Raw genomic sequence first — 15,570 nt, 5'->3', positions numbered from 1 at the left:
TCACTTCTCACGTCCCACTTCTCACTTCCCACTCCCCATCTTCCCATGTCTGTTAGCCCGAAGATCTGCCCCCCTGACGGAGATCAAATTAATCTGGGTCAATTCCCAGAGGCAACTAGCCTATAATTGCTGAGTGATTAAGATTAACCTACCTGCAAAAAGTGAGGCGTGAGATCTCGACTTTCCTTGTGCCTTCACTTTTGGGCAGTAGGCAACCCAACGCCAGTAGGTTGGCAAGGAATCAATTCCCAGTGGATAAGGGCCAAGAGGAAAAACACCCATGTTGCAGCAATGGCTGAAAACACTTTCAAAACGGATTAACACCGGATCTACGTCTGGGTCGGAAGAGACCTTGACCTCAGAGACGGCAACAGCCAACCAACCCCTGAGCGATCGCGATTACGAATTCCTCTTCACCCAACTCTTGGAAGGGATTGCCCACGGCTGGCAACCGGTCAGGATCCAACGCTTTTTTGAAACCCTTGCTCCCCGTGGCACGATCGCCCAATGGAGCGAATGGCTCCAACGCTACGGCGCAAAAATTCTTGCGTCCTCGGCTCCCAACACCACCCTAGCGCGGCGCATGGTTGCTCTTGGGGAGCAAACCCGCAGTTTACCGGATTTAAAACCGTTGGGGGAAACGGCTAGTGGTATTGGTCGGCTCCTGTTGGCGCGGGAGCGCAAAGAAGACACCGATACTTGGCAGTATGAGGAAAAACCCCAGCCCATCGCTCCGCCCTTGGTGGAGGAGGAGCCAGCCCCGCCACTGCCGACGGAACTGGAGCCTTCTGGTGTGGAAACTCCACCCTTAGAGGCGGTGGCTGCCCATGCTGACCCCACTGCGATTACCCTAGATGAGCTATTGGTGCGGTTGCAGGGGGATGAAAATTTAGTGCAGCAGGTGTCGCAACGACTGGGGTTAGATACCCAAGATCCCCAGGAAATCATTCAAGAATTAGTACGGCAGATTAATGAACGGAATGCGGCGGCGGCGGTTCCGACCCCAGTGCCGATGCCGGTGGATGAGCCGGTGGTGGGGAATACGGCGGCGGAGCAGGTGTTTAATGAAGGAGTCCAGGCTTACGAGGCGGGACGGTTTGAGGCGGCGATTACCTGTTGGGATCGGGCGATTCAACTGAAGCCGGATTATTACCAAGCTTGGGGCAATCGGGGTTTGGGGTTAAAAAATCTCAAACGCTATGAGGAGGCGATCGCCTCCTATACCAAAGCCGTTGAACTGAAACCGGATTTCCATAAGGCTTGGTATAACAAGGGACTGGCCTTGGATGAGTTGGGCCGCCACAGTGAGGCGATCGCCGCCTATGACCGGGTGATTGAAGTCCGGCCCGATTTTCCCAAAGCTTGGTTTAGTCGCGGCAATAGCCTCGAACAGGTGGGGGACTTGACAGGGGCGATCGCCGCCTATGACCGCGCCATTGAACTGAAAAAGGATTTCCATAAGGCTTGGTTAAACCGGGGCAACGCTCTGAGTCGTTTGGGTCGTTACGAGGAGAGCCTGGCCAGCTATGACGGCGCGTTGCAATTTAAGGTGGATGACCTCGATGTCTGGCAACAGCGGGGGGCAGCCCTCACTGCCCTTAGTCGCTACGATGAGGCAGTGAGCAGCTATGCCCGCGCCCTCAGTCTCAAGCCCAATGATCCCGTCCTGCTGCGTCAACAGGGGGAGGCCCTCGCCGCAGCGGGGGGCTATGCCCAGGCCATCAGCGTTTACGACCTGATTTTAGAACAACATCCTGAAGATGCGACGGTGTGGTGCAATCGGGGCCAGGCCCTAGCGGCCCTGGGTTGGGAACTGGAGGCGATCGCCGCCTACCGTCGGGCCGTAGAGCTTGACCCCAATTTTGCCCTCGCTTGGCATGGTTTAGGGGAGGCGTTGGAGCAGCAACGCAACTATCCTGAAGCCCTCGATTGCTATGACCATACGTTACAACTGGAACCGAATATTCCCATCCCTTGGGTGAATCGCGCCCAAACCCTGAAGGCCTTGGGGCGGGTAGAGGAGGCGATCGCCTCCTTCGACCGAGCCATCCAACTGCAAACCCACCGCTGGCAAGCTTGGCAGGGACGCGGCGAAGCCGCCCAACAATCCCCCCGCCCGGATCTGCTGCTCACCTCCCTCAGCAGCCTCGCCCAAGCACAACCCGCCTTAAACCAACGGGGCCATGCTGGCCAACTGGCCACCTTCCAATACGGTTTAAGCCAAATTTCCCCCCAGCAATACCCAGAAGCCTGGGCCCGCCTTCAGCAACAATTAGGCCACGCTTACCACAACGCCGCCGCCAATGATGAAGAACCGGCTAAACAATGGCGGCAGGCCCTAGAACACTACCAAGCAGGTTTAGGGATCCTCAATCCAGAGCAATCCCCCCGCACCTATTTGGAACTGCTTCAGAGCAAAATGCTCACCGAACTGAGCCTAGAGGAGTTCCCCCAGAGCCAGGCCAGCTATCGCGCCGGTCGGGAACTGTTCCAAACCCTGAGCGATCGCGCCGATATTCCTTGGGGGCAAAAGCGGCAACTGGCCCTAACCATGGCCACCCTCAATCATCTCTATGTAGATGCGACGATCCAAGCGGGGGAACTGGCGGCAGCGTTGGAATTGGCAGAATTGGGGCGCAATTTTGCGATCGCCTGGCTCTGGGAAAGGCTCCCCCTCCAAGAAGGCAGCTTACGCTGGCCGGAAATTCAGCGACGGCTCGATGAGCAAACGGCAATTCTCTACTGGCATTGCAGCCCGGCGGGGTTAACCACGTTTGTGATTACGTCCCAAAGCGCCGAGCCGTTGGTGTTGGGCCATACCCCCAATGTGGTGCTGAATGTGGTGCTGAGTCCAGCCTTGCGATCGCGGGTGGAATTGGCAAAACAAAATAGTGAGGCCTCCCTCGCCATTCTTTTAGAATTGTTGGGCTTAGAAGAGCAGAACAGCCCCCTCACCCCCACCCCCGGAACCCCCACCCAAGAACCAGAACCCCCCGCCGCCCCCACCGCCCAGGCCCGGAGCGCAGCGTTCCACCACTGGATTAAAACCTGGCAAAACCAAGACGGCGACACCCTGCGGGCAGAAATTCCCAACCATCTCCGGGAATTGGATCAGATTTTGGGCATTGGCGACATCCTCAAAATTCTCAAGGATCGGGCCATTAACCATCTCATCTTGGTTCCCCACCAGGCACTCCACTGCATCCCCCTCCACGCCCTCTTTCCCGACCAATTCACCACCAGCTACCTCCCCAGTCTCCGCCTCGCCCAACCCTCCAGCCTCCCCAGTACCGAGGCCTCTCCCCCCGCGACCCCCGCCGCCGATCCCTGGTTGCAATCAGAAGCCGATGAAGATTGGCTCTCCCTCGGTTTGGCAGATATTCCCACCCCGGAACTTGCCGCCCTCTCGCTGCTCTGTTTAGAGGCGGATCTGGATCAACATTTAGATGTAGCCCTGGAGTCAGCGGTGATTGGCCATCAATTTGCCAAGGTGCAGCGGTTGAATACCAATGTCACCAGCCTCACCACCAGTCGCCAAGCCCTAGGGGCCGGCTATCGCTATTGGCATTGTTTCAGCCCCATTGTCCAAAACGCCAAACAGCCGGCCCAATCGTTTTTGGCCTTTGGCCAGCACAACAAACTGACGTTTGCCGATTTGGGATCTTTAGCATTATCGGATTGCGAGTTAATTAGCTTTGCCTATCCGGAACAGTCCACCACCCCCTACCCCACCTATCAACCGGATCATGTCAGCGGTGTGACGGCGTTGCTGAGTCAGGGCGTGACCTATGTGCTTCATCCCCTGTGGGAAGTGGATCCCCAAGCCCGCAACCTGTTCATGATTGAATTCTATCGCCGGATTACCTTAGGGAGTTCTCCCTTAGTGGCCCATAAGCAGGTGCAGTTATGGTTACGCACGGTGACGTATAACGAGTTGGTGCGGTGGTATCTCGATCGCGCCCAGGATCTCGAAGCAACACCCAACACCTATGGCGAACGATTAACCGCCTTAGCCAACCAAATGCGCCAACAGGGGGAGGCGGCGCAAACGAAAGAGCCGCCCTTTGCCCATCCCCAATATTGGGCGGCCTTTGTGTTGGTGGGCCATCCCTTCTAAGCCACGGGGGGGAGTTGTGGATCATCCTCGGTGGGATTAGATACCAATTCACCCCGCCAACGGCGATAGGTTTGGCTCAATTCCCTCACGAGCCATTGCACTTCAACGCGGCTTAGATGGTGGCCAAACTCTAGAAATTCATGGTTCTCGACCGCATCCATGACGAGCGCATCTGCCCAGTCGATGGAGTATTCTCTGCGCTCCGGTGGTAGCGGTGGGCGGGGCCTGACCCGATATTTACAGCGGATATAGCCTGAATGTTTGGACAGTTCAGAATCCATCGCAACGATTTGGGCGATCGCCCCCCCTTCAATGACCCAAGTCCGCAAATGTGGCCAAACCACCTTGAGGCGAAAAGGGGAAGCCGTGAGCGTGATGGTTTCGGGGGCTTTAATGGGAAACGTGATGATGATCGCCAGTATCCACAGGATAGCCCAAGGCAAGCTCCACGGCGAACTCAACAGCTCAGGCCCCCAGTTGATCGCCACCACCCAAAGCAGGAAATGGATAAAGAATAATGTCCCCCTGATGCCCCAGGAAGTATACATCGTCAAGACCTGGGTGGTCTTGTGAACCCGGATGCGGCTGCCCTTGGGGAGGGGCCGATGGCAAGGCTCAACGCGAGCCGGTAAAACCATCGTTTTCGCTGCCAACACCTGAAGGGCTTCAGAGGCGGAATGGAACCGCGCCCGGAGGGAAGGTTCGATCAGTTTATCCAACCAGTCGGCAAAGGCGGGGGAGAGGGTGACATGGGGGCGAAAGTTAAATTTGAGGTGGGTTTGGGGGAGTTCAGCAGGGGAGCGATGGGTGAGGACATAGAGGAGCGTTGTTCCCAAGGCGTAGAGGTCGGAGGCGAAATAACTGTGGCCCGCCAACTGTTCCGGGGGCATATAGCCCAATGTGCCAACAAAGGTATTGATATAGCGTTGGGTGCGACGGTATAGATCGGGGACTGCGCCAAAATCAACGAGATAAACCTGGCCATTCTCTTGACGGATGATGTTTTGGGGTTTGATGTCACGGTGAATGATCGGCGGGTGGCAGGTGTGGAGATAGTCGAGGATTTCCAAAACCTGACGGGCGAGATCTTGAAGGGTTAATTCATCGGGTCGCCAACCTTGGGCAATGAGGTCAGCGAGGGATGACCCTTCGACTAATTCCTGCACTAAATAAAAGCGGCGATCTGTGGGGGTATCTCGTTCAAAATAGTCTAAATAGTTGGGAATGGCGGGATGATCAATGTGTTTGAGAACGTTAACTTCCCGCTCAAATTGTTCAACGGTTTTCCAGTTGCGACTGCCTTTCAGGGAAATCACTTTAATGGCTACCCATTGCTGAGTTTGTTGATCCCAAGCCCGGTAGGTGGTCGCCATCCCTCCTTGACCTAAAATATCCCGAATCTGATAACGGTTTTCGCCCTGACCCACCCAACTCCCGATCTGTTCACTGGGTTGGATTCGATTAGCATGGATCATTTCATTCGGCTCAACCATTGCGTTTTTCCTCTAATATAGGCTCAATTTGAGCAATGATTTCCTGGGCAACGGCCTCACTTTCACAACGTAGCCAATAGGGCTTCACCCCTTCCCACAACACCACATAATGCTCTAGCCGACTAGGCCCCCCCTTAGACTTAATTTTTTTTAAACGGTATTCAAGGTTAAAAATATCCTCAATGCGGCCGCGATGTTTGCGGGTAAAAAAAACATAATGGTCATAAACAATAAAGTGATCCTTTTCTAAATTCAGGGTGTTCCAATGGTAAAAAAAGGGTAAACAAATCGCTGAAATTAAAGCACTCAACAACAGAAAAAGATGTTGAAGAGTACGTGAATCTGGGGCGTTTTCTCGATAAATAATCATCATGGTTGCTAAAACGTAGATGAGCAAGCTGAGGATTTGTCCTGAGAAGTTCCAGTTAAATTTGAAGGTGAGCAGGGGTGGAGTTGAGGGGGATGGGGATAGGGGGGAATCGGGGCTGAGGTGTTGGGCGGCGATCGCCCCTGAGGGCCAACGGTCTTCGGGGGAGGGGGCGATGAGACGCATTAACCAGGCTTGACGTTCGGGGGAAAGGGGGAGGCGCTGGGATCTGAGGGGTCGATCCAAAACCAGGGGGGCAGGGTCTTTGCCCGTGAGGAGAAACTGAAGCGTCATCCCCAAGCTATAGAGATCACTGGTGGGGCGGCTGTGGCCCCGCAATTGCTCTAGGGGCATATAGCCTAAGGTTCCCACAAACGTACTGGCATAGCTGACGCTATTGCGATAGACATCCTGCACCGCCCCAAAATCAACAAGATAGAGGTCGCCCTTGGGTTGCAGGATCAGATTATCGGGCTTGATATCCCGGTGAATCACTGGGGGATTGAGGCCGTGGAGATAGGACAAAATGGGGAGGATGCGTTGGGCGATCGCCACCATATCCGCCTCTAACATCGGCCCCCGCTTGTTCACCCATTGCCGCAACGAAACCCCCCGCACCCATTCCTGCACCAAACAAAAAAGCAGATCGCCCCCCTCCTCCCATTCAAAATAATCAAGATATTTGGGGATCGCCGGGTGATCCAGTTGGGCGAGAATCTTCGCTTCCCGCTCAAACAGTTCAATCACTTTCCAATCTCGACTCTGATGAAGCGAGACAATTTTAATCGCCACTGGTTGCCCCGTTGCCATCACCTGCCCCCCATAGGTGCGACCCATCCCCCCCTGACCCAAGGCCGTGGTGAGGCTATAGCGACCCCCTAGATTTGTGGCGAAGGAGGGTAAACTGTTCTGAGGTTGTTGGGGAACAATCATCACTGTTGGACGATGGGGCGAACTTTGTTCAGTGATAACATAAGATCAATCGGCGGAGATCCCTCCGGCCTTGAACATTTCTCAAACATTAAACATCATGGTAATCGCCCATCCTGTGGCAGGATAGGTACGCTAACGCGGATCGGAAAGGCAAAAACAGACAGAAAAACCATGGCGGAGATTAAATCGTTCTATACCGACGGCGGCTGTGCCGGGAATCCCGGCCCTGGGGGCTGGGGGGTTGTTGTCTATTTTAGCGATGGCTCTGTGGGAGAATTGGGCGGCAGTGAAAAACAAACCACCAATAACCGCATGGAATTGCAAGGGGCGATCGCCGCCCTCGAACTGTGGCAACGCAGCGGCCAAACCACCCCCGCCACCCTCTACACCGATAGCGAGTATGTCAAAAAAGGCATCACTCAATGGGTGAAAAACTGGCAAAAACGGGGCTGGAAAACCGCAGCCGGGAAACCAGTGCTCAATCAAGACCTCTGGCAAAAATTGGTAGAGTTACAGGCAAAATCCCCCCCGTTGCAATGGGAGAACGTCCCTGCCCATCGCGGCGTTGTCGGCAATGAAGCCGCCGATGCGATCGCTTCCGCCTTTGCCCAGGGGCGAAAACCGAAATTACGCGGTGACGTTCCGGAAAACTTCGTTACAATTTGGCCAGAAAATCAGTGAAAATCCGGTAGCAGGCTTATCAGACAGATTGCAACCGTTAACGATACTTTACAAAGAGATACAAACTCATCTGTTTGACATGCCATCGATCATGAATGACCTCAACTCCGGAATAGTGGATGACCAACTCTTGCCCCGGGAAACCCGGATGATGCAACTGAGTCATCTGATTGAAACGCTCCGCATTGCCGAAGAAGTGGCCACCAAAGGATATTTAATCAGTAGCTCTGAGCTTGCAGATTTGATGGATGTCAATGCCAGCGCGGTGACGAGCCGTGGCGATCATTGGTCTTGGCGCAATTGGGTAATTTCCCGGGTGCGTCGGGAGGGGAATCAAATTCTCTGGCAATTGGAGCGGGTCGATTAAAGGAGGGGAGCACACCCTGGGAAGGCAGGATGAGCATTGTGCTTCTGGCGGCGCGACGGTTTGACCTCAGAAGTTTCATAATTGATCACGGATCGCTATAGTACAGAACGGCAATCTTCTTCGCTCCCTCCCAATGGCTTTCCCCCTTGCACCTGAACCTCTTAAACACCGCTCCCCCGAACCGGAATGGCAATGGTGGATTCTCCAGTGGGGGATCTTGCTCTTTTTCATCTTTCCCAGCCCGAGCTTTTTGCTCCTGGGCCTTGCCCTCGTGGGAATGCTGAAACAGGAATGGCCCCAAATTCGCCAACGGCCCCTCAATCAAGCCTTGCTGGGTTTGTTGCTCCTGCAACTGTTAACGGTGGTGGGGAGCGATCGCCCCCTGGATGCCCTCCTTGGTGTGGGCAATTTTGCCCCCTTTTATCTGCTCTGCGTCGCCTTTGCTGAATTATTTCGCACGCCGCACCAGTTAAAACGCCTGGCTTGGTTAATCACCCTCGGTTCTATTCCCCATATTGTCCTCGGTTGGGGGGAAATGTTTGGGAATTGGACTACGCCGGTATGGTGGAACAATTTTTTTGGGTGGTCGGTGGTGGCTCAGGGGAAACCTTGGGGGCGAACGGCTGCGGGTTTTATGTATGCCAACACCTACGGGTTTTATCTTGTGATTGTGCTGTGTTTAACCTTTGGGCTGGGGCTGCTGACTTGGCGAAATTGGCGGCGCACCCATGAGCAGGGGCTATTGATCCGGGGGTTGGGTTTAGGGCTGATCCTGTTGGGCAATGCCTCAACGCTGTGGATGACGGAATCTCGCAATGGTTGGGCGAGTGCGGTGGTGGGGATCGTAATGCTGATGGCGATCGCCCGGTGGTGGTTCCCCTTGGGGATGTTGGCGGGGTTGGGGGGGGCGGTGTTGTGGGCGGCGTTTTTGCCCCAATGGGGCGGGACGGGGTTGCGGGCAGTGGTTCCCTTTCACCTTTGGGGCCGTTTGGCGGGGAAGATGTATGAGTTGCCCGATGCCCTTTCCCGGACGGCGATTTGGCGATTTGCCCTGGATTTAATGGGCGATCGCCCCTGGCTCGGTTGGGGGAATCGCAGTTTTGAATTCCTCTACGAACCCGCAACAGGCCATTGGGTCGCCCATCCCCACAATTTATTTTTGCTCTGGGGGGTGGAATGGGGCATCCCCATTGCCATCCTGATGACGCTGTGGGTGGGGTGGATTGTCGCCCAAGGGGTACGGCGGGCGATGCACCTCAAGGGGGAGGATCGCCTAATCCTCCTAACAATCCTGATCGCCTTTGGGGCCGCTACGGTGTTTAACCTTTTGGATGTGTCGCTGTTTGACCTGCGGGGGAATGTGTTGGGGTGGTTGCTGTTGAGTGCGATCGCCGGCATCAGTTATCCAAGACCTGACCCGCAATCCGGCGATGCTTAAGGGGCGAGGGAGCGCACTGAAGTCCGCAGTGGTAACTTCTAACAGTATCTCCACAGTAATCGCTATAATGGGGTCAATTTCGCCTTAGCTCACCAGAACTAGGGTTAGAATTTTTGCCGCAAACTGGGGCGATCGCCCCCCCAATCCGACCAACCTCACGTTATACAGATCCAGGAGACGACGCTTATGGCTATGGAATGGGCAATTTCGGAGGGATTTAACCCCACTCAATTGCCACTCCTATCCCGCCCGACCCATCAGGGGATGGGATTGCTCGGAGGAAGATCATGAAAATTCAACCGACGATTATCCTGACCCTTGTGTTGTTATTGCTCATGGCCGGGGCGGGTACTGCCTCAGGGTGGTTTGCCTATGTTCTGGGGGATATTGCCCTCAAGGGGGTGAGTCAACCGGATGTGAGTCCTGCCAAAAAACTCACCAACCCCAACCCAGAAACCCTAGACACAGAAGGCAATCCCGAAGCTGAACTCAGCCTGCTCCTCGATGAAGCGCAGTTGATCAAAGCCGCAGAAGAGATTATCAAAGGCGATAACCAAGTTCCTGAACCCCCCACCCCTGAACCAGAAGCCTCCCCCGAACCGGAAGCAGACGATTCCGACGATACAACAGCGGCTCCGGATTTTGAGCCGATCACCGGAGCAGATCAGGGCATTACCCTAGCAGTGACCAATGCGGCCCAACGGGATGGCGGTTTAGTTTTAGATGTGAACTTGAAAAACGAAAGTAGTGCAGCAGTACAATTTTTGTACAGTTTTTTGGAAGTTCGGGATCAACAGGGGCGATCGCTCAGTGCGATTACCGATGGTTTACCGGGGGAACTCCCCGCCAATGGGGAAGCATTCAACGGCACGATCCGCATTCCCAGCGCCCTCCTCGATGAAGCGGAGACGCTGACGCTGACGTTGACGGACTATCCTGATCAAAACCTCCAGTTAACGGTTGCTGCTATTCCGGTGATTCGTTAATGATGGCCTTTTCCCATTAGCGTAATGACCTTACCTTTGATCAGTTTTTCAACTGTGACCCTCCCCCTAACGACGGAGGGTCTGGGCTTGCGTTTACTATCGGTGGCTTTGCTGATTGCGATTAATGCCTTTTTTGTGACGGCGGAATTTGCGATCGTTTCGGTGCGGCGATCGCGCATCACCCAACTGGCGGAATCCGGCGATTTGCAAGCGCGGATGGTGCAGGCCCTTCAAAATCGTATTGAGCGGTTTCTCTCCACGACCCAAATCGGCATCACCCTCTCCAGCCTTGCCCTGGGCTGGATTGGCGAAGGAACGATCGCCCTCTTTTTACGCTATCTGATTAGTCGGCTCCCCCTGCCCCTCTGGGGCCAAGGGATGCTGGCCCATTCCCTCGCCACCCCCCTAGCATTTTTCAGTTTGGTTTATCTGCAAATTGTTTTAGGGGAACTCTGCCCGAAATCCTTAGCCCTGCGCTATTCGGAACAACTTTCCCGCCTTTTAGCGCCGCCGAGTTTGGCGATCGCCCGCTTCTTCAACCCCTTTATTTGGATTCTCAACCAATCCACCCGTTGGCTGCTGCGGATGGGGGGCGTGCAATATAGCGGCCAAGGCTGGTATAACCGCGTCACGCCGGAGGAATTACAACTGATCATCACCACCGAGCAGGAATCCATGGGCCTAGAGGTGGAAGAGCGGGAATTGCTCAAAAACGTCTTTGCCTTTGGGGAAGTCACCGCCGTTGAGGTGATGGTTCCCCGCACCCAACTCACCGCCCTCCACCACAGCGCCACGTTTGGGGAATTGCTCGATCTGTTGGTGAAAACGGGTTATTCCCGCTATCCCCTCACCGGGGATTCCCTCGATGACATTGTGGGGATTATTGATTTTAAAGATTTAGCCCTACCTTTAGCGGAAAATGGCCTCAGCCCGGAGATGGCGATTCGCCCTTGGGTGAAGCCTGCTCGCTTTGTGGCGGAAGGCATTCCCCTCAATGAACTGTTAACACTGATGCAGCGATCGCACCTGCAAATGGTGATGGTCATGGATGATTTTGGCGGTACAGCGGGCCTGGTGACGCTCAATGATGTGATTGCGGAAATTATTGGCGATGATTTGGGCGTACCGGAGGATCAAAGTGCGGGCATTCATCCGGTGGATGATCAAACCTTTTTAGTCCCGGCTCAGTTGGATCTTGAAGAGGTGAATGATCTCTTAGGTTTAGATCTGCCCTTTACCGATGAATACCAAACCCTGAGCGGTTTTCTCCTCTACCATTTCCAAAAAATCCCCCAACAGGGGGAAACCCTCACCTATGACAATTTAGAACTGACGGTGTGGGATGCCCAGGGGCCAAGGTTGCAAACCATTCGCATCCATCGTCATGAGCCACCCGTGGGGGAAGCGGCGGATTCGCCCGCTGATCCCTTTATCTCCGGGGAAAATTTCTAACGGTTGCGGAAAGGCCGTGGAATAATGGAAGCAAGTTGACCGAGGGTTGCCGATGCAGTGGCGTAGATTTGTAACGATATTACTGGCGGGGGCGTTGGCCCTGTTGATGTTGGCCGGGGGCGGTGTGGCTTGGGTTTTGGCTCAAAGCCCCCTCAATCTCAAGGATGGGGGCGTGAATGCCACGCCTACCGCTGCCATGTTTGTGCCGAAGCAGGCTCCGCTGATGGTGTCCCTTTTGGTCAACCCCGATCGCCTCGAATCCCTGCTCACCTGGGCCACACCCTTAGGCGATCGCCCCGCCACCCAACGGGAACTGCGGGAACTGAAAGCCGGGTTATTATCGCCAGTCAATTTAACCTATCGCTCGGAAATTCAGCCCTGGTTAGGGGAGGAAATCACGCTGGCGATCACCAGTTTGGACTACGATCGCAATCCTGAAAATGGGTCGCAATTGGGTTATCTCCTGGCGGCTGAAGCGAAGAGTGCAACGGCGGCCCGCACGTTTTTACAGTTGCTCTATGCGAAGGGGGCGATCGCCGGTGAAGCGGATTTAGTGTTTGAGCAATATAAAGGGGTGAATTTAATTTATCGCCAGGGCCGGCAGGGGGGGGCGAGTTTAGCCAGTGCGGTGGTGGGCGATCGCTATGTCCTGATTGCCAATCATCCCAAGGTGCTCCGGGATGCGATCAACAATGTCCAAGTCCCCAGTCTGAATCTGGCGGCCAGTGAAACCTATCAGCAGGCCCTTGCCCCCATCACCCGTCCCCGCATCGGTGTGGCCTATGTCAATCTCCTCGCCCTCGCCGACGGCTTTGCAACGGAACCCACGGCCCCCGCTCCCGCTGTCACCCTTGCCCTCACCCTCAGCCCTGAGGGTCTGATTGCTGATACTGCGGTCACGGGTTTAGCCAGTGCCGTTAATACGGAAGGGCGACTCACTGCTCCGGTTCCGGCCCTCCAATACCTGCCCCCGAAAACGAGTTTTGTGGTGGCGGGTGAGGATTTAGAGCAATTTTGGACGGCGATCGCCACCCGTTTAGGGGCAGAGAGTCCCGTGACCCAATTCCTCCAAGGGGTGTTAGGGCAATTCAGCCCTGAGTTGGATTTACCGGCTCAGATCTTTCCTTGGGTAACGGCGGACTATGCTTTTTCCCTCTTACCCAATCGGGATTGGGTGTTTGTGACGCGCCATAGTCCGGCAACGGATAAGGCGTTAACGGAGTTGGATCGTTTGGCGGAAGCCCAAGCCTTAAATACCACGACGTTAATGATTCAAGAACAACCCGTTACGGCTTGGGCAGAGTTGGCGGCAACGGGGGGACAAATTAGCGCCCAAGTGCGGGGAGCGCATACGCAAATTGGGGATTATACGGTGATTTCTAATTCCTTAAATGTGATCAGCAATCTATTCCGTTCACCCACAGCAAATCTGAGCAAAAGCCAAGAATGGCAAAAGGCGATCGCCCCTCTTCCCACCCCCAATAGTGGCTATGTTTATCTCAATTGGCCCCAAGTCCGCCCCCTGATCACGCAAAAATTTCCTGTCCTGAAGGTGTTAGAAGTGGCGGGGAAACCGATTTTGGAGCGGGTGCGATCGTTCTCCCTCACGACCACGGAAAGCCGCGAAGGGATCACCCGCGCCACCGTTGCCTTTAATCTCAGTTTGTTTTAGCTGGGGGGTTAACCGGAGAATAACGTTACCTACAGATTTCACTCTCGAAAGAATGTGTTTCAGCATATTTGCAAGGTCTTTAAGGTTTAATGAAGTTGGGTAGCATAACCAAAAATCAGCATTATGGAGTCTTTAATGAATCAAGATCGTATTGATTTATCCGAGTGGGTAATTCACTTTGTCCATGATAGATCTCTAAACCATTACCCTAAAGATGTGAATTTGCCTTTGCCATTTTGTTTCGACAGACTGGGAAAGCCTTTAATTCATAGCTTAGATGAAACTGCTTATGACGATCAACTGATTTATGAAAATAGTCTTGATCATCCATATGGGTTAGATGCTAATGCACGTGCATACTCTGTATTGAAAAGAATTTTATTTGATGGCTATATAAAATCGGGGTGGTCATTTCGGCGAGGAAGAGCCAGTATCTATGGCCCAAGATCGGCTGTATGTTTTACTGAAATGCCCCTCTATGCCCTTCTTGCATATGCATCTAAAAGAAATAATCCTTCTTCAGTTGAGGCTTACGGTATTGCTTTGCGTAAGCAAGAATTATTCAAAGCTGGTGGCAGACCTGTAATATATGGGTTATCTGGAAATCACAAAGAAGCATTTAGCGGTGATTCCTATTTTGAAAAAGGATTTCGATGTTTAGCCTCCTCTTGCGGCGTAGCACTAAATGAGCAGTATCGCTATGTAGCAATGAATTTGGATAAAAATAAGTGGATAGATTGGACTCATGAGCGTGAGTGGAGATGGGCTGATACTAAAGAAAATCATGAGGTTCCTGGCTTCCCTATATGGGTAGAGAGTCAAAATCTGAAGCTGAGCCAAATTCTTGTAATAGTAAAAGAAGTATGGGAAGTAGAGGACTTTCTCAACTCAATGAAAACCCATTACGATGCGCGAGTAAATATTTATGATTCCACTTATGATCGCGAAAACTTCAAAAATACGGTAGTGGTGTCTTTAGAAGAAATTGATCGGCAGTTAAGTGGTTCATCAGCAATTCGTTTGGATGATTTACCCTTGAAAAATTTTTCATATATATCACCGAAAATTCCTTCTAGCGAAGTTCTTGAGAAGGTAAAAAAAGCTCTGATAAAGGCGAAGGATGAAGCAAAAAAAGCCGCACAGAAAGATAAAGAAATTGCACCACGCAATAAAAATGGTTACATTTGCGATGTGTGTGGGTTTGCAACAGTCGTTACTTCAGATGCTAATACTGAAATTACAGATGCATTAATTAGCTTAAATTATGCTTCTCCTTGTGATGGAGAGTGCTATTTTATTTATGAGGTAACATCTGGCATAGATACTGAGCAGGCTTTAAGGGTAGCAGAAGCTGCTGCCCAGGCAGCGGCAAGGACACTTTCTGAATTATTAGGACAACATTTTTCTGTAAATTCAAGGTGGGATTAAAGAACGAGAGCAAACTCGACAGTTTGTTTTCGCTCAGGAGTCAAGCAGAGAATATCGAGTAGTTGCCTGAGAGGGATCTGCATCGTCTAGGAATGATTACATTAAGAAATATTAAGTTAATCCTAAAAAGCCTGGATGTTTAGTTGGCAGAACCAGTATACTGAAGTTGTTCACCTAATCACCTATAGGGCTGCAATATAGAAAATTCTTCTCTAATCGGTTTTGATTCAATTCAAATTGTTGTTAAGAGCATATAGCCGTTTTCACAAACATGAAGTACGCATAAAATTCTGAAAATTTTTCACAGCAGAATTTCTGCTGTTCTCACCTTTATGAAATGTGCTATGAGAAAAATTACCGTGTATTTTTTAGACGAGATGCGAGCTATTTTTATTCCACAGGATAAAGAAGCTTTGTGCAATATAAACTAACTTTTTTGAACGCAGTTTTGTATTTTCATAAAAATATAAAGATGACTTATATTGAGATCTCTAGTTCAGATGAAAGCTTAGAGGGTATCTGTGAAGAAAAGATAAAGAAGAGGGGGGTGAAAGCCTCAAAAGAGGGAAAAAGGGGATAAAGAACGCAAGAGTAGAAAATGCCTAGACAAGGATACCCCAGCGATGTGAGCGACGC

At 52.6% G+C, this 15,570-nt stretch carries 10 protein-coding genes; 8 read left to right on the top strand and 2 right to left on the bottom strand.

From position 1 onward, the window contains the following. Positions 1–280 precede the first annotated feature (280 nt). Complete coding sequence (locus VB712_RS04555; protein WP_323252583.1) at positions 281–4,117, top strand: CHAT domain-containing protein; 3,837 nt, start codon at positions 281–283, stop codon at positions 4,115–4,117. Here the strand turns inward: VB712_RS04555 and VB712_RS04550 are convergent. Both VB712_RS04550 and VB712_RS04545 read right to left on the bottom strand, forming a co-directional pair. Further along, positions 4,114–5,610 carry a serine/threonine-protein kinase gene (locus VB712_RS04550; RefSeq protein ID WP_323252581.1) on the bottom strand — a complete coding sequence of 499 codons (1,497 nt, stop codon included), beginning with the start codon at positions 5,608–5,610 and terminating at the stop codon, positions 4,114–4,116. The two genes, VB712_RS04555 and VB712_RS04550, sit on opposite strands and share 4 nt — an antisense overlap. Further along, positions 5,603–6,910, bottom strand: coding sequence for a serine/threonine-protein kinase (locus VB712_RS04545; RefSeq protein ID WP_323252579.1), 1,308 nt, complete (start codon positions 6,908–6,910; stop codon positions 5,603–5,605). The genes VB712_RS04550 and VB712_RS04545 overlap by 8 nt, the downstream gene beginning before the upstream one ends. Positions 6,911–7,081: 171 nt before the next feature. Here VB712_RS04545 and rnhA point away from each other — a divergent pair, with 171 nt between their 5' ends. The 7 genes from rnhA (at position 7,082) to VB712_RS04510 (ending at position 14,934) form a co-directional block, all read left to right on the top strand. After that, on the top strand, positions 7,082–7,591 hold the full coding sequence (gene rnhA, locus VB712_RS04540) for a ribonuclease HI (RefSeq protein ID WP_323252577.1): 510 nt from the start codon (positions 7,082–7,084) through the stop codon (positions 7,589–7,591). 91 nt (positions 7,592–7,682) lie between these two features. Then, a complete protein-coding gene (locus VB712_RS04535; protein WP_323252575.1) occupies positions 7,683–7,958 on the top strand; it encodes a hypothetical protein in 276 nt (91 codons plus the stop codon). Positions 7,959–8,091: 133 nt separating this feature from the next. Continuing rightward, positions 8,092–9,396 (top strand): O-antigen ligase family protein, encoded by a 1,305-nt coding sequence (locus VB712_RS04530; protein WP_323252573.1) that lies wholly within the window; start codon positions 8,092–8,094, stop codon positions 9,394–9,396. 287 nt (positions 9,397–9,683) lie between these two features. Further along, positions 9,684–10,382: a hypothetical protein gene (locus VB712_RS04525; RefSeq protein WP_323252571.1), complete on the top strand. Its 699-nt coding sequence runs from the start codon at positions 9,684–9,686 to the stop codon at positions 10,380–10,382. 24 nt (positions 10,383–10,406) lie between these two features. Continuing rightward, positions 10,407–11,834: a hemolysin family protein gene (locus VB712_RS04520; protein WP_323252569.1), complete on the top strand. Its 1,428-nt coding sequence runs from the start codon at positions 10,407–10,409 to the stop codon at positions 11,832–11,834. 52 nt (positions 11,835–11,886) lie between these two features. Further along, positions 11,887–13,506, top strand: a complete 1,620-nt coding sequence (locus VB712_RS04515) for a DUF3352 domain-containing protein (protein WP_323252567.1) — start codon at positions 11,887–11,889, stop codon at positions 13,504–13,506. A gap of 135 nt (positions 13,507–13,641) precedes the next feature. After that, positions 13,642–14,934, top strand: coding sequence for a hypothetical protein (locus VB712_RS04510; protein WP_323252565.1), 1,293 nt, complete (start codon positions 13,642–13,644; stop codon positions 14,932–14,934). The last annotated feature ends 636 nt before the right edge of the window (positions 14,935–15,570 follow it).

The organism is Spirulina sp. CCNP1310 (genome assembly GCF_034932185.1).
In the GTDB taxonomy this organism is placed as follows: Bacteria; Cyanobacteriota; Cyanobacteriia; order Cyanobacteriales; family Spirulinaceae; genus Spirulina.
This window is presented reverse-complemented; position numbering and strand designations above follow the sequence as displayed.

Excerpts from the sequence above, each read along its gene's own strand:
- VB712_RS04535 (WP_323252575.1), top strand. The coding sequence starts at position 7,683 with ATGAATGACCTCAACTCCGGAATAGTGGATGACCAACTCTTGCCCCGG.
- VB712_RS04545 (WP_323252579.1), bottom strand. The coding sequence starts at position 6,910 with ATGATTGTTCCCCAACAACCTCAGAACAGTTTACCCTCCTTCGCCACA.
- VB712_RS04530 (WP_323252573.1), top strand. The coding sequence starts at position 8,092 with ATGGCTTTCCCCCTTGCACCTGAACCTCTTAAACACCGCTCCCCCGAA.
- VB712_RS04555 (WP_323252583.1), top strand. The coding sequence starts at position 281 with ATGTTGCAGCAATGGCTGAAAACACTTTCAAAACGGATTAACACCGGA.
- VB712_RS04550 (WP_323252581.1), bottom strand. The coding sequence starts at position 5,610 with ATGGTTGAGCCGAATGAAATGATCCATGCTAATCGAATCCAACCCAGT.
- VB712_RS04520 (WP_323252569.1), top strand. The coding sequence starts at position 10,407 with ATGACCTTACCTTTGATCAGTTTTTCAACTGTGACCCTCCCCCTAACG.
- VB712_RS04510 (WP_323252565.1), top strand. The coding sequence starts at position 13,642 with ATGAATCAAGATCGTATTGATTTATCCGAGTGGGTAATTCACTTTGTC.
- rnhA (WP_323252577.1), top strand. The coding sequence starts at position 7,082 with ATGGCGGAGATTAAATCGTTCTATACCGACGGCGGCTGTGCCGGGAAT.
- VB712_RS04525 (WP_323252571.1), top strand. The coding sequence starts at position 9,684 with ATGAAAATTCAACCGACGATTATCCTGACCCTTGTGTTGTTATTGCTC.
- VB712_RS04515 (WP_323252567.1), top strand. The coding sequence starts at position 11,887 with ATGCAGTGGCGTAGATTTGTAACGATATTACTGGCGGGGGCGTTGGCC.